Raw genomic sequence first — 18,615 nt, forward strand, 5'->3', positions numbered from 1 at the left:
TTCCCCGGAATGTTCACTGCTTTGCTGGACATGGGGCAGATCCGCCGCGCTCCAAGGCATACCGCCGCACCTGACGTTTGCCCGTACGCGTCAATTGCGCGTATCAGTGACCGGCGTTGCGAGCCAGATCGATAGCGAATTGATTCACAAAATGACCCGGGCCGGGATCACCACGTCCGCACGACCCGTCGGAGTCACCAGGACGTTTGACCCACAGGAAGGCGTCGATGTGGCCGTTGCCGGTGGCCGTGGTGGGTTGGACCCCAAGGGCCCGCCCGCTGGGATTGCACCAATACAATTCGCCGCCGGCCGGTCCATTGCCATTGCGCGATGTGTCGATCACGTAGGGCTTGCCGCCGGTCATACCCGAAACCGCTTCGCCATAACCGATTTCCTCGTCGGTGGTCAAGAAGTTCGAGGTGTTGAGGCTGAAGCCTCGCGCGCGGTCGATCCCGACCTGGTTGAGCCGGTTGGCGATCTCCTCGGCGGGCAGCCAACGCGAATGCCCGGCATCGATGTACACGGCGGCCGCCGGGTTGCGGGTCAGGGTGTCCACGCCGTATCGGATCAGGTCGAAGCGCTCCTGACGCGCACTACCCGACAGGCAGTCCGCCATATCGAGCGCATCGGGCTCGAGGATGATCGTGACCGGTCCCCCGCCGATCTGGGCCGACACACCGTCGATCCACTGGCGGTAGGCGTCGGCCGACCCGAACCCACCCGAAGCGAAGCTTCCGCAGTCGCGATTCGGGAGCGAATACATGGCCAGCATCGGCATGGCGCCTGCCGCCCACGCCCCGGTCAGGTACTTGGTGACCGCGGCACCCGGGACCAGGTTGTCGATCCAGTAGGCCTGCGGCGTATTGGCGATATAGGCCAGCTCGGGGCTGTCGGGGTTGGCGCGCGAGGCGCGCATGGCCGCCGAGTTCGGATCGACGTAGAAGGGCGACCCGCCGATCGGTGCGGAGTCGTCGGCCAACCGTATCGCGGGCCCGGCGTGCACCGGTTCAGTGGCCAGAACCATCCCGGCGACGACAGCAGCCGTAAGAAGGGGAGCGATCCACCGCGCGACCGCGCCAGCAGCTGAGGATGTCACCGCACAGAACGTAGTGCCGTGAGCCGGTTAGCGCCAGTTGCCGCCTAAACTCGGGTGACCCTGAAGGAGGCCGCGATGGTCGCTGAGGCGGATCTCATCTACACCGGTGGCGACATCGTCACGATCGACGACCGCAATCCATCGGCAACCGCGCTGGCCGTGCGCGGCGGACTCATCACCGCGGTCGGGGATCACGACGACGTGCTGGCCGCGCACCGCGGAAAGGCCACCCGAGTCGTCGACCTCGACGGGGCGACGCTCCTGCCGGGCTTCCTGGATCCGCACAGCCACTACATCAACTCACTGAGCGTCGCCAACCAGGTGAACGTGTTCGCGCCGCCGGCCGGCCCCGGCTCCGATATCGGTGCGATCGTGCGTTCCCTCACCTCTTTTCGGGACGAGCGCCGAGTTCCGCCCGGTGAGATGATCGTTGCCTACGGCTACGACGACACCCTGATGCCCGGCGGGCGGACTCTGCACAAGGAGGATTTGGACGCCGATTTTCCCGCCAATCCCGTTGTTGTTGGCCATGTTTCGATGCACGGCGCGGTGCTCAACTCCGCGGCGATGCGGATGTTCGGCATCACCGCGGAGACCCCGACCCCGCCGGGCGGGGTGATTGTCCGCAAGCAGGGGTCGAGCGAGCCCGACGGGCTGGTGATGGAAACCGCGTTCCTTCCGGTCTTCGCCGCCATGCCCCAACCGACAGCGTCGCAAGAGATCGCGTGGAGCAAGGCCGGCCAGATGCTCTACGCCGCGGCGGGTATCACCACCGCGCACGAAGGCGCGACGAGGGCCTCCGACGTCGAGCTGATCTTTCGGGCCGCCGAGGGTGGGGCCAACCTGATCGATGTGGTGGCCTACCCGTTCATCATCGATCTCGACGACATCCTGCAACGCCATCCGGCGACGACGTTCGGCAGCTACCACAACCGGGTCAAGCTGGGCGGGGTCAAGGTCACATTGGACGGGTCGCCGCAGGGGCGCACCGCGTACTTCACCACGCCGTATCTGGTCGACGGGCCCGACGGGCAGACCAATTGGTGCGGCGAGCTCGGCTTCTCGCAGGACACCGTGAACGGTTGGTTCAAACAGGTTTACGACCTCGGCCTGCCCCTGGACATCCACGCCAACGGCGACGCGGCCATCGATGTCGCGCTGGCGGCCCATGAATTCGCGGCCGCCGACGACCTCACCAGGGACCGTTGCACCGTCATGGTGCATTCCCAGTTCGTCCGCCGAGACCAGCTGCAACGTTACGTGGACTACCGCATCATCCCGTCTTTCTTCACACCGCACACGTTCTATTTCGGCGACGCCCACATCCAGTTGCGCGGCAAGGCCCAAGCGGACTTCCTATCCCCCGTGCGCGCGGCGATCGACCTTGGATTGCGCCCGACCAACCACACCGACTTCGTCGTGACACCGCTGGATCAGATGTTTGTGGTGTGGACGGCAGTCAACCGGATTTCGCGCAGCGGCGCGACCATCGGCGCCGACCAGCGCGTGACCCCACTCGAGGCACTGCAGGCGATTACCATCAACGCGGCCCGTCAATACCGCGAGGCCGACACGAAGGGCTCACTGGAAGTCGGCAAGATCGCTGATCTTGTTGTCCTGGACAATAATCCACTGAAGGTCGATCCGATGGCGATCAAGGACATCACGGTGGTCGAGACCATCAAGAACGGCGGCACCCTCTACCGCGCCTAACGGTGCGGTTATGGGGTGAGCAGCACCTTGACGTGCTCGCCCGATCGCGCGGCGACGGCGGCGTAGCCCTCGGCGGCCTGTTCGAGGGACAGGTTCGTGGTGAAGATGCCGTCGACATCGAGGCGACGGTTCTGCAGCAACGGGATCAGTTCCGGCCAGGTCTGCTGAACCGGCGCGGTGGTCATCCGGAAGGTCAGGCTGCGCAGCAGCCCGGTGAGCGCGGGGAATGGATACGGGTTGAGGTTGTGCACCCCGACCACCGACACCGTGCCACGGGCACGCACGGTGGCCAGCGAATCGTCGAGCGTCGTGTCGTTGCCGACGGCGTCGATGACCGAGTCGGCGCCGATACCACCGGTGGCCTCCAGGACGGCTTGTGCCGCGGGAGGCGCGATCGGTGTTGCACCCAATTTCGCCGCCCGTTCCCGCCGCTCGGCGACCGGGTCGACGGCGAATACCCGTGCCGCACAGAGGAACAACGCGCTGCGCACGGCGCACAGGCCGACCGCGCCGAGGCCGATGACGACGGCGGTGCCACCGACCGGGATGTCGGCACGCTGAGCGGCCGACCACCCGGTGGCCAGGTTGTCGGTGAGCAGTAGCGCCTGCTCGGTGTTGATGTTCTCGGGCATTTTCAGCAGCTGGAAATCAGCGGCCGGGACAGCCATCAGCTCGGCCTGCGCGCCGCCCAGTACCCCCGAGCCGAAGATCTGCGGGCCGGACGCGCATTGGATCGGATCCTTGGTCGCGCAGCCGGCGCAGGCACCGCAGCCGGCTACTGAGGACACGATGACGTGGTCGCCGACCGCGACCGAATGCACCTCAGGCCCGACCTCGACGACGGTGCCGATGGCCTCATGCCCCAGCGAGACGGGCGCAAAGAGCGGGTAGTCGCCCTCGTAGAAATGCAAGTCCGAGCCGCAGATGGCGGCGGCCGTCACCTCAACGATGGCACCGGTGGGTCCTGGCAGGACCGGGTCGGGCACGCTGTCAACCCGGACCGACCCGGGCGTGTCGATGAGCACCGCACGCATGGCTCCCTCACTTCCCTTTTGTCACAACGAAGTTCGACCACTCGGGGTCGCGCACCGCATTCCAGTACACCGGCAGGCGCCACGGGCTCACGGTGTGGATCTCACCGTCGGGGTTTTTGAAGTACGAATGCTTGATCGACGGATGCGCCCACACCATGGTGGCGATCTCGGCCTGATGCCGACGATGCCACTCTTGCGCGGCGTCCGTCGTCGGCTCAATTGCGCTCCAGCCGTTGGTGATCAGCTCTGCCAGACAGGAGTTGATATAACGCATCTGCAGCTCGGAGTTGAAGATCAGACTGCCACCGTGCGCCAGATGGTTGCCCGGGCCGTAGATCATGAAGAAGTTGGGGAACTCGGGCACGGTGATGCCCAGGTAACCGGCCGGCCGTTCCCCCCATGCGGTGCGCAGATCTACGCCGCCCCGGCCGCTGATCTTCAGCGGGTAGAGCACCTCGGTGGCGCGGAATCCGGTGGCGTAGACGATCACGTCGACGTCGTGAGTCACTCCATCGGCGGTGACCACGCCGCGGGAGGTGACGCGTTCGATCGGGGTGCGCACCAGCTCGACGTCGTCGCGGCGCAGTGTGGTGAGCCACGTCCCGTTGTCCTGCAGCGTGCGTTTGCCGGTCGCGGGGTAGTCGGGCAGCACCTTGCTCAGCAGGTCCTGATCGTCACCGACCTGGGTGGTGATCCAGTCGGTGAACATCAGGCGCGCCACCGCGTTGATATCGCTGACCGCGTAGTTCGGATCGTCGCTATTGACATAGCCGGGATCCGAGCGGGCCGCCTCCAAGCCCTTGTCCGCTCCCGGCCACATCACCAGGAATCGGTACCAACGGTTGTAGTAAGGAAGGTGATTCATGGCCCAGCGCACACCGTCGGGAACGCTGTCGTGATACATCGGGTTGGGGAACATCCACTGCGCGGTGCGCTGGAAGACCGTCAGGTGCTCCACCTGGTCGGCAATCGCCGGGGCGATCTGGAAGCCACTGGCACCGGCGCCGATGAGCGCGACCCGCTTACCGGTCAGGTCGACGGAGTGATCCCAGGCCGCCGAGTGGAACGCCGGTCCCGCGAAGGTGTCGGCGCCGTCGATGTCGGGCAGCTGCGGCCGGTTCAGCTGGCCCACCGCGGTGATGACGGCCTTGGCCCGGATCGCCGATTCGGTTCCGTCGTTGCCGCGCACGAGCACCAGCCAGGTGCCGTCGTCGTCATTCCAGTCCGCCGAGACCACCTCAGTCTGCCAGCGGACGTTTTCATCGAGTTCATGCCGAGCCAGTACGGATTCGAAATAGGCGCGCAATTCCGGCTGTTCGGCGAAATAGTGCGACCAGTCGTTGCTCGGTTCGAAGCTGTAACAGTAGAAATGGTTGGCGACGTCGACTCGGGCGCCGGGATAGCTGTTCTCCCACCAGGTTCCACCCGGACCGGCGTTCTTCTCCACGATGGTGAACGGGATGTTGGCCTGTTTGAGCCGAATACCGGCGAGCAGACCCGATTCGCCGCAGCCGATCACGACAACCGGGAAGTCAGCGGCCGCCGCGGCGTCGAGTGCGACGGGACGACGCGGGTCGACATCCTCGAGGTCCATCTCCTCAAGGACCATCGGGCGGTACTCATCGTCGACGTGCTCGCAGGCCGCCCAGTCCAGCATCTCCCCGATCAGCTCGGGACTCAGCGGCACCGGCCCAGGGCAGCCCCGGTCGCGGTAGTCGGCGATCACCGGCATCGCCACCGCGCGGGCCCTGGCCTTGTCCTCCTCGGACATGAAGCCCTGGACCTCGTTGAGGAAGACCCCCGCCTGTTTGAACTCACGAATGAAGCGCGGATCACCGGTGATGTGCACCAGGGACAGCAACAAGGTGGGGATGCTGACCTGCTCCAACGCGGCGGCGATCTCGCCGTCAGAGGACGTGAATGGTTGCCCTGCATACGGATTGGTCGACATTGACGTGTCCTCTCGCCGATCGGCAATTACGCTACGCGTAGTTCCGTAATTGCCGCCACCACGATACTGTCTCCTGTCGTTGTGGATCAAGGTCCTGTCCTACCCGCATCGGCGGTTGCCATACTGGGCGGCGTGGCCACCACTGACATCCATCCCGAGCTGCGCAAAGCCGCACGGTTCACCCCCCGCGGGCTGATCTCCGCCAGGACGCTGCCGGTGATCCGCCGGCTGACCGGCCTGCAGCGGCCGAACAACGAGGGCGTCGAGGTGCTGACGTTGGAGTCGGGCATCGGCGTCCGCCTGTACCGGCCGGCCGGGGCAGCCACGACCACCCCAGCGCTGCTGTGGATCCACGGCGGCGGCTACGTCATCGGCACCGCGGCCCAGGACGACCGGCTGTGCCGCCGGTTCGTCGAGGAACTGGGGATCACGGTGGCTGCCGTCGACTACCGCCTGGCGCCCGAGCACCCCTACCCCGCACCGCTGGAGGACTGCTACACCGCTCTGCAGTGGCTGGCCGGTCTGCCCGCCGTCGACCAAGATCGGGTCGCCATCGGCGGGGCCAGCGCCGGCGGCGGTCTGTGCGCCGCTCTGGCACTACTGGCTCGCGACCGCGACGGGGTGAAGCCGGTATTCCAGCTGCTGGTCTATCCGATGATCGACGACCGCAGTGTGGGCAGCCATCTCTACGACCCGGGGCACCGGTTATGGAACGCCGCCAGCAACCGGTTCGGCTGGCAGGCCTACCTGGGCGGCGCCGATCCGGAGGTCGCCGCACCCGCGCGCCGGACCGATCTTGCGAGCCTGCCGCCGGCCTGGCTCGGCGTCGGAACGCTGGACCTGTTCCACGACGAGGACCTCGACTACGCGGAGCGGCTGCGGGCTGCCGGCGTGCCCTGCCAAATTCACGTCGTGCCCGGCGCGTTCCACGGCTTCGACGGGATCGTCGCCAAGGCCGACATTTCGAACGCCTTCTTCTACAGCCAGTGCGACATCCTGCGCCTGAGCTTCGGAGGCTGAGCTCGATGTCGCCGCTGACCACCGAACAGCGTGACCTGGCCGGGGCGGTGGCCGACCTGATGGCCAAGCGCTCGCCTGAGGCGGAAGTGCGCCGGTTGATGGCCACCGACACCGGCTATGACCCCGCGGTCTGGGCCGAGCTTGCCGCCATGGGCCTGTTGGGCCTGGCGGTACCCGAAGCGTTCGGCGGGTCCGGCGCGGGAGCGGTCGAAGTCGGACTGGTCATGGAGGCCATGGGCCGGGCCCTGCTGTGCGCGCCGTATCTGTCGACCGCGGTGCTGACCACGCAGCTGTTGTTGGCCCTCGGCGACACCAAGGAACAGGCCGATGCGCTGCCACGCATCGCCGCAGGCGAGCTCATCGCAACGGTGGCATTCGCCGAGCCGGGATCGGCCCGTCCGCCCGGGGAGCCGAAAACAGTCGCTCGCTCAGCCGGTTTCGAGTGGCGGTTGTGGGGCACCAAGACTTATGTGCTGGATGCGACGATCGCCGGGCGGATCTACGTTCTGGCCGGAAGCGCCGTGTTCGCAGTGGAGCCCGATGCGCCCGGCGTGGAAATCACCGCACTGACGACGGTCGATGCGACCCGTAAGCAGGGCCGGCTGGTGTTGAGTGACACGCCGGCTCGCCTGGTGGGCTCCTTGGAAGCCGGGTCTGCCGCACTCGATCGGGCGCTGGACCACACATCGGCGGCGCTACTCGGTGAGCAGGCCGGCGGTGCGATGCAGGCGATGCAGATGGCGGCCGACTACGCCAAAACCCGATTCCAGTTCGGGCGTGCAATCGGGAGTTTCCAGGCGATCAAGCACATGTGCGCCGACATGCTGCTGGACGCCGAGTCGGCGGTGTCGGCAGCTCGACACGTCGCCGCGGCCTTCGATGCCGACGATCCCGGGCGGCTTCTGGATCTGGCTGCCGCACAGTCCTATTGCTCGGAAGCGTTCGTGTCGGTCGCGGCGAACGCCATCCAGGTGCACGGTGGTATCGGTTTCACCTGGGAGCACCCCGCACATCTGTACCTGCGGCGAGCCAGAACCAATGCCGAGTTGTTCGGCGACCCGGCGTGGCACCGGGAACGCTACGTGCGGCTGCGGGAGGCACAGTGACCGACGACGAAGTGCGCGACGAAGTCCGGCAGTGGCTCGCGGCCAACTGGGACGCCGAGCTGGACCGCGGGAGCTGGGCGCAGTTGGTGTTCGACGCCGGCTGGGCCGTGCCCAGCTGGGAGCCGCAGTGGTGGGGCCGCGGGCTGAGCGATCCTCAATCACGCATCGTGGCAGCCGAATTCGCTGCTGCCGGCGCACCGGGGACCGGGCACGATCGGGCCAACCTGTTCGCCTGCACGCTGCATGATCTGGGGACCGATGAGCAGAAGCACCGACTGATCCCGCCGTCGATCCGCGGTGAGACCAAGTGGTGCCTGCTGTATTCGGAGCCCGGCGCCGGATCTGATCTGGCCGGGTTGCGTACCCGGGCCGAGCGGGATGGCGATGACTGGGTGATTGACGGCCAGAAGGTGTGGACATCGTTCGCCAAGTCAGCGGACTACGGCCTGCTGGTGGCCCGCACTGACTGGGACGTGCCCAAGCACAACGGAATCAGCTTCTTCATGTTCCCGATGCGCCAGGCCGGCGTCGAGGTCCGCCCGATCCACCAGATCACCGGCGAGTCCGAGTTCAACGAGGTGTTCATCTCCGGGGCCCGGGTGCCCGCCGCGAATCTGGTTGGTGAACCCGGCGGCGGCTGGTCAGTGTTGCAGGTGGCGTTGTCGTATGAGCGGCGGCTAATGGGTGATCTGGCCCGCACGTCGCGTTCGGCCCGTAAGCCGCAGGCCGACGCCGACAGCCTGGTCGCGATGGCGCGGCGGGCAGGCAATCTCGATGATTCGTTCATCAGGCAGGAGATCGCTCGGGTCGAGTCATACGCGGCGGTGAACCGCTGGAACACCCAGCGCGCCAAGGCCACCACCGATCGAGTCGAGGCCGCCACCCTGCTGGCGCTGGGCAAGATCGCGATGTCGCGGATCCTGCACGAGACGGCGAAGGTGCAGACCGAGATCGCCGGCCCGGAGTCGATGCTGAGCGGTCCGGACAATCCGGTCGGCGACGCGGTGACGTTCCGCACCCTCAACGCGTACTTCACCTCCATCGGCGGCGGCACCGACCAGATCCAGCGCAACATCGTCGGCGAGCGCGTACTCGGATTGCCCAAAGAGCCTGAGCCCTACCGGAATACGGCGTTTCGGGAGTTGCCGACCAGTTCTTGAGGTGCGGAGTTTCCCGGTCTCGGGTTCACCCATAGTTTGCGTTTGGGCGCAGTTTTTGTCGGGGAGTGTGATGTCTCAGGGCGACGGTTTTGTCGGTGGGTGGGCATAGTGTTCGAACATGGGTTCGAGTGATGCGGTGCGCGACGCGCTCACCGCTGCGGTCGACATTGTGGCCGCTCTCGATTTCGACGCACTCGACCCGCCCGAACGCTTCGCAGCGTTGGAGCTGATCGAGACCCAGCAGCGTCGCCTGACGGCGATCTCACATGCCGGGGTGGCCAAGTTGGAGCAGTTCGAGGGCTGCCCGCCGGTGGGGATTGCGTTGGCTGATGTGTTGCGGATCAGTCCGCGGGAAGCGCGGCGGCGGATCCGCGACGCCGAGCAGTTGGCACCGCGGACGACGTTGATCGGGGAGCCGTTGGCGCCGGTGCTGAAAGAGACGTCGACGGCCTGGCGCGACGGGCAGCTTGATGGTGAGCATCTGCGGGTGATTCAGAAGTTCTTCCGCGACCTGCCCGATCACGTGCCCCCGGTTGAGGTCGAGAAGGCCGAGGCGTCGTTGGCAGAGCATGCCGTGAATCTGCGGCCCGACCAATTGGAGAAGGTCGCCTACCGGCTGGCGCTGCATCTGAACCCGGGTGGCACGTTCTCCGATGAGGACCGGGCCCGCAAGCGCGGGTTCATGTGGTGTGGCGGCCAGCAGGTGGACGGGATGAGCGTGGGCCGGCTGATCGCCGACCCGGAGTTGCGCTCGGAACTGGACGCGTGGTTCGCGAAGTTCGCCGCCCCGGGTGTGCAACCCGCCGATGGGTCTCCGACCGTCACTCCCACTGACGAGGTGGCCGGGCGGGATCTGCGCAGTTATGGCCAGCGTCAGCATGACGCTCTTAAAGCGCTGGTGCGCGGACAACTCGGGGATCCGAAGTTCGGTCAGCACAACGGCTTACCGGTCACGGTGATCGTGACCGCCACGCTGCAGGACATCCAGAACAAAACCGGACACGGGGTCACCGCCAGCGGAGTGGTGATGCCGATCTCGGACGTGATCCGCACGGGTGGCCACGCGTACCACTACCTGGCGCTCTTCGACGGAGTCAACGGACGGCCGTTGTGGCTGGGCCGCACCAAGCGGATCGCGTCTGCTGATCAACGAATCATCCTGCACGCCAGGGATCGTGGCTGCACTAGGCCCGGTTGTGATGCGCCCGGATATCACAGCGTGGTCCATCACGCCGCCCAAGACTGGAAGAACGGCGGCACCACCGATATCAACGACCTCACCCTGGCCTGCCCACCCGACAACCAACTCGTCGAAACCGGCGGCTGGGACACCCGAATACTGCCCAACGGTCAAACCGAGTGGATCCCACCACCCAGCCTCCCCATGCTCAAAGGCGGCACCAACACCTACCACCACCCCGAACGACTACTCCCCAAAGACGACGAGAAGGACTAGTCGATGACGTGCAGGTGCCCACCGATGACGGTGGCGGTCACCAGACCGGCGTCGAGGGTGTCGAGCACCTCCGCGGGCGGGGCGGACAGCACACACAGATCTCCTGGTTGTCCGGCCTCGATGGTCCGCGGTACATCGGGGCGCTCCGGATGCCCGACGAACAACTTCAGAGCCGTTGCGGCCGAGACACATTCATCGGCATTCAGCACCGTGCCCGTCGCGGCTGTGCGGTGCACCGCGGCGCGCATCGCCGCCCACGGGTCGGCGCCACCGAACGGCAGGTCTGTCGACAGCGCGACCCGCACCCCGGCCCCGAGTAACGAAGCCAGCCGCCAGAGCGCGGGCTGGTCGCCGGGTTCGACATCGGTGAGGTATTGGTCGCCACGTTCGGCGACGAAGTTGGGCTGGGTCACCACCAGTACACCGATGTCGGCGAGTTCGGCGATGGTGTCGGCGGGCACCACCGCAGCATGCTCGATACGGTCGCCGGGGCGGGTGCCCGCTGCCCGCAACGCGGCCAGGGTGACGACCAGTTGGCTGGCGGTCACGCAGTGCAGCGCGACGGCGCCGTTGTTCCTATGTCGTCCGGCAATCCATTCGGTCAGCTCGTCGAGATCCAACGAATCGTCATGCAGGATCAGCTTTCCCGGGGCCAGCCAGTGCACCCCCTGATGCAGTCCACCGTGCCGATGCTCCTCGGTCAGCGTCACGATGTCGTCAGCGCCCAGACCCGGCGTGGCATCGGTGACACCGGTGACGCCATAACCGAGGAGCCGGCGGCTGATCGCGGCCAGATTGGTGTCACGGCGCGCCACCGCATCCGACCAGCTGTCGTAACTGCGCAGCCTGCCGTCCGGGTGGTCGGGCAGGCCGACGGCGGCGAGGCCCGCCGAGTTGAGGAACCACAGCACGCCGCTGCGGTGCTGAATGCGCAGCGGCACAGCGTCGAACAGTTCGTCGAGCACCGACCGGTCCAGCGCTCCCGCGGCGGATTCGTGATAGCCGACCGCGCGGATCCAGCCGTCGACGCCGACCGGTGCTTTGGCTAGGACCTCGGCGAGTTCGGCACGGTTACGGACTTTCGCGGGGCCGACCTGAACTGAATCCAGTGCCGCCGCCGCGGCGCGCAGGTGCACATGGTGGTCGTGCAGGCCGGGGATCACGGTGCCGCCCGCGGCGTCGAATACTGTTTCGGCCGCCCGCGGGGCGAGCGCGTCGGCGATCTCCTCGATCCGAACGGTCACCCGGATGTCGACGATCCGGCCATCCAACAGCTGGGCTCGCTGGATCAGCATGGCACCGAATTCCGTTGATCGACAAGGGCATCAACGGCGGCATTGTCCGCGCCGAGAGCAGCGGCCGGCGCGGCACGCGGCGGCAACGCGGGCGGGGCAGCCGACTTCGGGGCCTGCGACGGCGCGATCGGCAGCGCCGCGTAACTCGCGGCGACGGCCGACATCGCCACCTCGACAATCTCGCCTCCGCCGCGGCGTAAGGAATACGCCGCCGCCAGCGCCGATTCCAGCCCGGTGAGCGGATCTGCGATGGCGTCGCCACAAAACACCGGCCCGCTTCCGCTGGTGCCCACCAGACCGCCCGCCACCGCGGCGTCGTCGCCGAAAGCAGCGCGCTGTGAGTCGGCCCCGTGCCCGCTGACCCGCAGCCACACCCTGCCGTCCGGGCCGGGAAGTGCTTCCGGGCTCAGGCCACGCCGGGCCAGCGCCCCGGGCCGAGAACCCTCGATGACGATATCGGCGGCCACCAGCAATGCCCGCAGACGGTCGTGATTGCGGTCGAAATCCACGGCATAGGAAAGCTTTCCGTGATTGATCCAATCGTAGAAAGCCTGGCCCCCGGCCCGGGTCCCGTCCGGGCGGGCCGGGCTTTCCACCTTGACCACGGTCGCGCCCGCGTCGGCGAGGAGCTGGCCGCACAGCGGCCCTGCCCACATCGATGACAGGTCGACCACCAAAAGTCCCGCCGCAGAGCGAGGTGCAGCCCGGCTTCCCCGCCGAGTCACGCGGGGCGGTGCGGCCGTCGTCTCTCCGAGCCGTGCCGCTGGCAGGCCCAGTAGCGCGGCCCGGTCGACGGCGTCATCGGCGTCGCGTGGGGCGGCCCACTGCGCGACCGTCGGCCAGGGGTCGTCGGGCACGGCGTCGGCCTCGACGAGGGCTGGGACGGCGGCGATGTCGTCGGGACGGGAGAGGGTCAGCGCCCACCAGCCGTCCCGCGTCGGCATCAGGCGAGTGGCGCCGCCGGCCGAGATTCGACCGTTGCGGTGCAATCCGAGAAGCGCGGCCCGGCCCGTCAACGCGCTGACGACGTCCACCTGCACGCCCAGGTGCGCGGCGAGTTCGGCGGTGACGGCGTCGGCCCGGGCCAGCACCTCACCGCGTGAGTGGTCCGGCGGGCCGTCGGACATGCCGGTCAGCCAGGCCAGCCCACTGCCCGCCCAGTCGCTGCCGGAGCTGTCCACCCGACCATTGTTGCGCGCTACGCCTCATCGACGGCAGCGCGGGCTTAGAAGTGCAGCGCGGTGAACCGCCAGTCCAACACTTGACGGTCGTCACCTTCATCGGCCGCCGCGTAGACCAACGAGCGCAGGGTGAGCGCGCCGCCGCGGTCGCCAGGCAGTGCATCGGCCGCTTCAATGTGCAGCTCGCTATACAACGTGTCACCCTCGTGCACCGGGCCGGTGTGATCGCAGGACTGCCAGCCCAGCACGGTCGCCAGGTTGGGCAGCAGCCGGCTGGCCTGAGCCAGCGCTATGCCGATGGTGTGCCCGCCGTACACCAACCGCTGCCCGCCGACCCGTGAATCATGATGGGTGGCAGCGATGTTCAAGCTCAACCGGGCCAGCTCCGGTGCGGAGCTGACGACGTCGCCGGTGCTACGCAGGACCGAGCCGGCCATGTCGGGATAGAAATGCGGGCCGGGCACCCGTTCCCGGAAGGCGACCGCATTCCAATCGGCGGTCGGGTCCGGAGCGGGAGCCAGGTCGGCACCGATCTGCGATAGATCGTCGGCGCGACCGGTGTCGGCGGCGTCCGGGCTCAGCGGCAGCATCGCGCACCGATAGAAGTCCAACACCAGCCGGCCCACCTGGTCGACGGTGGTCATCCGCAGTGCCGCAAGGCCGGTCGCGGCACGACCGGGCTTGGCGGTGTTCTGGCGCAATCCGACCACTTCGGTGCGGGTGAAGATGGAGTCGCCGACGACCGGATAGCGGTAGAACGTCAGGCCGCGATAGAACAGGTTGGCCTTGACCCGCTGGGTCACCAGCGTGCTCTGGCCGATCGCCACGTCGCACACCAGCGCCGGGTGAACCAACGGCGCATTACCGCCGACGACGACGTGGGCCAGCTCGGCGTCCAGCGACAACCGCATCCGATCGCCCAGGATCGCCTGGTGGGTGGCCGCAGCACCGGACGTCAACGTCATCGACGGCGCCCAGTCGAAGACTTGACCCACCACAAGGTCGTCGAAGTAGGGACCGCCCGGCTCGCCACCGCCAATATGGCCGTACAAAGTCACAGTCGTTCATCCTGGTGCTTCTCGCCGTCCCGTGTCAATATGGCCGTACATTTCCCAATCTTGGAGCGACCTTGGTGAGCACTGCACTCAACGACGAAGAAGCGATGCTGGTGGCGACGGTGCGGGCGTTCGTGGACCGCGACGTCAAGCCGACGGTGCGCGAGGTCGAGCACGCCAACACCTACCCCGAGGCGTGGATCGAGCAGATGAAGCGGATCGGCGTCTATGGGCTGGCGGTCAGCGAGCAGTACGGCGGTTCTCCGGTGTCGATGCCCTGCTACGTCGAGGTCACCCAGGAACTGGCGCGCGGCTGGATGAGCCTGGCCGGCGCGATGGGCGGGCACACCGTGGTGGCCAAACTGCTGGAGATCTTCGGCACCCAGGAACAGAAGCAGACCTACCTGCCAGCGATGGCTACCGGCGAGATGCGCGCCACGATGGCGCTGACCGAACCCGGCGGCGGTTCGGATCTGCAGAACCTGACCACCGTGGCCCGTCGCGACGGGAACGATCTGGTGATCAACGGGGCCAAGACGTGGATCAGCAACGCGCGCAGGTCCGGTCTGATCGCCCTGTTGTGCAAGACCGACCCGCAGGCAACGCCACGGCACAAAGGCATCTCGGTGGTGCTCGTCGAATCCCCGACAGCAGGGCTGACGATCTCGCGGGATCTACCCAAGCTGGGCTACAAGGGCGTCGAATCCTGCGAGCTGTCCTTCGACGACTGCCGCGTACCTGCCACGGCAATCCTGGGCGGCGAGCCCGGCCGTGGTTTCAGCCAGATGATGAAAGGCCTTGAGACCGGCCGCATTCAGGTGGCATCGCGGGCGCTCGGCGTGGCGACGGCCGCGCTGGAGGACGCGCTGGCCTACGCCCAGGAGCGGGAGAGCTTCGGCCAGCCGATCTGGAAGCATCAGTCGATCGGCAACTACCTGGCCGATATGGCCACCAAGCTGACCGCCGCCCGCCAGCTGACCCGCTATGCCGCGGAACGCTACGACAGTGGCGAGCGCTGCGATATGGAAGCCGGCATGGCCAAGCTGTTCGCCTCCGAAGTGGCGATGGAGATCGCGCTGGACGCGGTGCGCATCCACGGCGGCTACGGCTACTCCACCGAGTACGACGTCGAACGATACTTCCGCGACGCGCCGCTGATGATCGTCGGCGAGGGCACCAACGAGATCCAACGCAATGTCATCGCCAGTCAACTGGTCGCCCGCGGAGGCATCTGATGCCGACATCAGCCGTGCGAGGCATCTGATGCCGACATCAGCCGTGCGAGGCATCTAGCCGACCATGAAACCCGAGCCCGCGTATCAGGTTCTACGGCAACGACTCCGCGACGAGATCGCCGCCGGGGCCTACCCCGAGGGGGTGCGGTTACCGACGGAGTCCGAGCTGGTCGCCGAGCACGGACTGTCGCGGCAGACGGTGCGCCGGGCGTTCCAGGATCTGGTCACCGAGGGGGTGGTGTACCGGGTGCCGGGGCGAGGCACGTACGCGAATCGGGGGTATCGTCCGGCGGGCAGGAGCGCAGCGACCCGGGGGTATTTACGGCAGCTGGGTTCCATCGAGGACCTGATGAGCCTGTCCGAGGACACCACAATGGAAGTGTTGCAAGGCCTTTCGCGTCGTGTCGACGTGACCGCGGCCAGCCGGCTGCGACTGGATCACGACGTCGTTTACACCGTGGTGTTCCGGCGGCTGCACGACGGTGTCCCGTTCGTGGTCACCACCGTGCACCTGCCCGAGCCGATTGCGCGGCTGGTGTTGGACTCGACCGAGCTGGCCGACGGCGCCGTCGGCACCAACACCGTCATCGGCGTTCTCGAGGCGCACCTCGATCACCCGATCGCCGAGGCAGCGCAGTCGATCACCGTGGCACCCGCCGACGAACTGGTCGCCCAGGCACTCGGCTGCTCCCCGGGACACTCGATGCTGCGGGTGGACCGGCTTTACTCCGATACCACCGGCACTCCGGTCGAGCTGTCGGTCAGCCACTTCCTGCCCGAGCAGTACACCTATCGGGTCACGCTGCGCCGCTCGGGCTGACCTCGTCGACCAGCCCCCATGCCAGCGCGGTGACCGGGTCGATCGTTCGACCCGATAGCACCAGATAGGCTGTGCGCCAACGCCCGATGCGACGGGTCACGCTCAGCGTGCCACCCGCTCCGGGAATCAAGCCCAGCATGAGTTCAGGCAACCCGAGCACCGCATCGGGCCGACAGCTGACCCAGCCGCAGAACGAGGCCATCTCCAGCCCGCTGCCCAGAACACGGCCGTGAATCTCGGCCCGGCAGGTACGGCCCAGCCGGCGGGTCAGTTCGTCGAGCGCGAGTGCGGGGCTGTGCCTGGTTCGGGCCAGATGCGCGGCAGCCGGATCGGCGAACGTACCGAACTCGCCGAGATCCCCTCCGCTGCAAAAGGATGGACCGTTTCCGCCCAGGACCACCTCGGTGACGGTGCCGTCGAGCAGGGCGACGGTCAGTGCCTCAAGGAGAAGCGCGCGCGCATCGGTGCTGAATGCGTTGTGCCGCTTGACCCGATTGAACCGGATCCGCAGCGTGGCACCGTCACGCTCGGCAAGCACCGGATCGGGGATGTCGGGCAGTTTGGCTGGGCCGCGCTCGGCCAGCCACCGGGCGAACTCGGGGCCCGCCTGCAGTGTCGAGTACGCCAATGATTCGGTGACGATCCCCGGCAGTGCGGGACCGGTCACGTCGACGGAGCGCAGCACGTCGTCGCAGACCGCGCTGGCATGCGGCCACCGCCGGCAACGTTCGCTCAGGTCGGCCACCGTATCGCTGACCGATTCCACCGTCACAAACCGGCGGTCTTCGTGCTCGGTATCGGTCAGCGCGAATGTCGCAGTATCAAGCCAGTATTCGCCCTCGGCCGTGGACGACTCCCCGATCGCGACGACGACGCCGGGCGGTCCCGTCACCCCGATCGGAGGCGGGTCGGAGAGGTCCACAATCAACATCAGCCGAGCATTCCGCTATCCCGTCGGCGCGGGCGAGTACTTGACGATCAGTTCCTGCTTGTACAACTTTCCGGTGTCGGTGCGGGGCAGCTGCGCCTCGAAGGAAATCGATCGCGGACACTTGTAGTGCGCCAACCGATCTCGCAACCAGGCCGACAACTCATCGGCCAGTTCCTCGGACGCCTCGGCTGGGTCGACGAGCTGCACCACACCCTTTACGCTCTGCCCCATCTCGTCATCGGGCACGCCGAACACGGCCGCATCCATCACCTTCGGGTGAGTGACGAGCATGTTCTCGGCTTCCTGCGGATAGATGTTCACTCCGCCGGAGATGATCATGTGGTGCCGGCGATCGGTGAGATACAGGTAGCCGTCCTCGTCGAGGTAGCCGATGTCGCCGACCGTCTTCCAGCCGCGATCGTCGCGCGACTTCGCGGTCTTGTCAGGATCATTGAGGTACTCGAAGTCGAGACCGCTCTCGAAGTAGATCTCCCCGGCCTGCCCGACCGGTAGCTCGTTGCCGTCCTCGTCGAGGATGTGCAGCACACCCATCATCGGTTTGCCGACCGAACCTGGGTGTGTGAGCCAGTCCTCGGCGGTGATCAACGTGGAACCGATCGCCTCGGAAGAGGCGTAGTACTCGTCGACGATCGGCCCCCACCAGTCGATCATCTGCTTCTTGATCTCGACCGGACACGGCGCGGCGGCATGCATGATCCGCTGCAGACTCGACAAGTCGTACGAGTTACGCACTTCCTCAGGCAATTTCAGCATCCTGGTGAACATCACCGGAACGAACTGACCGTGCGTGACCCGGTGGCGCGCAATCGCGTCGAGGCAGCCTTCCGCATCGAATTTCTCTAGCACCACAGTGGTGATTCCACCCGCCAGTGTCTGCATCGACCACACCGATGGCGCGGTGTGGTAGAGCGGTGCCGGGCTGATGTACACGGCCTGCGGGTTCATCCAGAACGAGACCAGTGCGGCCATCATGCCGGGCACCTCGGTGGGCGGCAGGTGAGGCAGCGCGCGTTTGATACCTTTCGGACGCCCGGTGGTACCCGAGGAGTACTGCAGCAGGTCACCCTCGATCTCGTCATCGATAGGCGTATCCGGCTGATCGGCAACACATTCGGGGTAGCTCAGCCAGCCATCGAGCTGCCCGTCGGTGATGATCAACAGCGGTGGCAGACCGTTGGGCAGCTCAGCGCCAAGGCCGGCGAGGGTGGCGCGCAGGGCGGCAGACCCGACGACCGCCTTGGCCGCGCTGTTGTCGATGATGTACGCGGCCTCGGCCGCCGTCAGGTGGGTATTGATCGGCACGTAGTACAACCCGCTGCGCCGCGCCGCCCACATCACCGCATGGAAGTGTTCGTTGTTCTCGATCAGGATCGCGACGGCGTCGCCCTCGCGCAGCCCGGCCTGTCGGAACAGGTGCGCAAGCTGGTTGGCCCGCGCCTCCAACTGTGCGAAGGTGACGGTTTTTCCGGAGGGATACAGGATGACTGCCGGCTTGTCGGGAGTGGCCTCGGCATGCTCGCGGATCTGCATGGGAGCACTGT

15 protein-coding genes are annotated in these 18,615 nt (G+C 66.8%); 7 read left to right on the forward strand and 8 right to left on the reverse strand.

What is annotated here, in order from left to right:
- Window positions 1-103: 103 nt before the first annotated feature.
- On the reverse strand, window positions 104-1,096 hold the full coding sequence (locus G6N38_RS09480; protein WP_163747295.1) for a glycoside hydrolase family 6 protein: 993 nt from the start codon (window positions 1,094-1,096) through the stop codon (window positions 104-106).
- A gap of 75 nt (window positions 1,097-1,171) precedes the next feature.
- Between G6N38_RS09480 and G6N38_RS09485 the strand changes: the two genes are divergently transcribed.
- Window positions 1,172-2,809 carry an amidohydrolase gene (locus tag G6N38_RS09485; protein WP_163747296.1) on the forward strand — a complete coding sequence of 546 codons (1,638 nt, stop codon included), beginning with the start codon at window positions 1,172-1,174 and terminating at the stop codon, window positions 2,807-2,809.
- A gap of 8 nt (window positions 2,810-2,817) precedes the next feature.
- Here G6N38_RS09485 and G6N38_RS09490 read toward each other — a convergent pair whose 3' ends face one another.
- Complete coding sequence (locus G6N38_RS09490; protein WP_163747297.1) at window positions 2,818-3,843, reverse strand: alcohol dehydrogenase catalytic domain-containing protein; 1,026 nt, start codon at window positions 3,841-3,843, stop codon at window positions 2,818-2,820.
- A 7-nt stretch (window positions 3,844-3,850) separates the two neighbouring features.
- A complete protein-coding gene (locus tag G6N38_RS09495; protein WP_163747298.1) occupies window positions 3,851-5,794 on the reverse strand; it encodes a flavin-containing monooxygenase in 1,944 nt (647 codons plus the stop codon).
- 132 nt (window positions 5,795-5,926) lie between these two features.
- On the opposite strand from G6N38_RS09495, the gene G6N38_RS09500 reads away from it, so the two are divergent.
- From G6N38_RS09500 to G6N38_RS09515, 4 genes are all read left to right on the forward strand, one after another.
- Window positions 5,927-6,814, forward strand: coding sequence for an alpha/beta hydrolase (locus tag G6N38_RS09500; RefSeq protein WP_163747299.1), 888 nt, complete (start codon window positions 5,927-5,929; stop codon window positions 6,812-6,814).
- Window positions 6,815-6,819: 5 nt separating this feature from the next.
- Window positions 6,820-7,920 carry an acyl-CoA dehydrogenase family protein gene (locus tag G6N38_RS09505; protein ID WP_163747300.1) on the forward strand — a complete coding sequence of 367 codons (1,101 nt, stop codon included), beginning with the start codon at window positions 6,820-6,822 and terminating at the stop codon, window positions 7,918-7,920.
- Complete coding sequence (locus G6N38_RS09510) at window positions 7,917-9,080, forward strand: acyl-CoA dehydrogenase family protein (protein WP_179968499.1); 1,164 nt, start codon at window positions 7,917-7,919, stop codon at window positions 9,078-9,080. The genes G6N38_RS09505 and G6N38_RS09510 overlap by 4 nt, the downstream gene beginning before the upstream one ends.
- Window positions 9,081-9,198: 118 nt before the next feature.
- The gene (locus G6N38_RS09515) at window positions 9,199-10,536 is read left to right on the forward strand and encodes an HNH endonuclease signature motif containing protein (protein ID WP_163747302.1); all 1,338 of its coding nucleotides are present in this window, start codon (window positions 9,199-9,201) and stop codon (window positions 10,534-10,536) included.
- Here G6N38_RS09515 and G6N38_RS09520 read toward each other — a convergent pair.
- From G6N38_RS09520 to G6N38_RS09530, 3 genes are read right to left on the reverse strand one after another with little or no spacing between them, the layout of a single operon-like run.
- Window positions 10,533-11,831 (reverse strand): amidohydrolase family protein, encoded by a 1,299-nt coding sequence (locus G6N38_RS09520; protein WP_163747303.1) that lies wholly within the window; start codon window positions 11,829-11,831, stop codon window positions 10,533-10,535. The genes G6N38_RS09515 and G6N38_RS09520 overlap by 4 nt on opposite strands.
- Entirely contained in the window at window positions 11,825-13,012 is a 1,188-nt protein-coding gene (locus G6N38_RS09525) for a CoA transferase (RefSeq protein WP_163747304.1), read from the reverse strand. The genes G6N38_RS09520 and G6N38_RS09525 overlap by 7 nt, the downstream gene beginning before the upstream one ends.
- A gap of 44 nt (window positions 13,013-13,056) precedes the next feature.
- The gene (locus G6N38_RS09530) at window positions 13,057-13,977 is read right to left on the reverse strand and encodes a hotdog family protein (protein WP_246227983.1); all 921 of its coding nucleotides are present in this window, start codon (window positions 13,975-13,977) and stop codon (window positions 13,057-13,059) included.
- 197 nt (window positions 13,978-14,174) lie between these two features.
- On the opposite strand from G6N38_RS09530, the gene G6N38_RS09535 reads away from it, so the two are divergent.
- Window positions 14,175-15,302: an acyl-CoA dehydrogenase family protein gene (locus G6N38_RS09535; protein WP_407662982.1), complete on the forward strand. Its 1,128-nt coding sequence runs from the start codon at window positions 14,175-14,177 to the stop codon at window positions 15,300-15,302.
- A 64-nt stretch (window positions 15,303-15,366) separates the two neighbouring features.
- Entirely contained in the window at window positions 15,367-16,122 is a 756-nt protein-coding gene (locus G6N38_RS09540; RefSeq protein WP_163747307.1) for a GntR family transcriptional regulator, read from the forward strand.
- On the opposite strand, the gene G6N38_RS09545 is transcribed toward G6N38_RS09540, so the two are convergent.
- Window positions 16,100-17,056 (reverse strand): enoyl-CoA hydratase/isomerase family protein, encoded by a 957-nt coding sequence (locus tag G6N38_RS09545; RefSeq protein ID WP_170314207.1) that lies wholly within the window; start codon window positions 17,054-17,056, stop codon window positions 16,100-16,102. The genes G6N38_RS09540 and G6N38_RS09545 overlap by 23 nt on opposite strands.
- Before the next feature lie 12 nt (window positions 17,057-17,068).
- Window positions 17,069-18,604 (reverse strand): fatty-acid--CoA ligase FadD4, encoded by a 1,536-nt coding sequence (gene fadD4, locus G6N38_RS09550; RefSeq protein WP_163747309.1) that lies wholly within the window; start codon window positions 18,602-18,604, stop codon window positions 17,069-17,071.
- Between the last annotated feature and the right edge of the window lie 11 nt (window positions 18,605-18,615).

This window comes from Mycolicibacterium helvum (assembly GCF_010731895.1).
Lineage (GTDB): Bacteria > Actinomycetota > Actinomycetes > Mycobacteriales > Mycobacteriaceae > Mycobacterium > Mycobacterium helvum.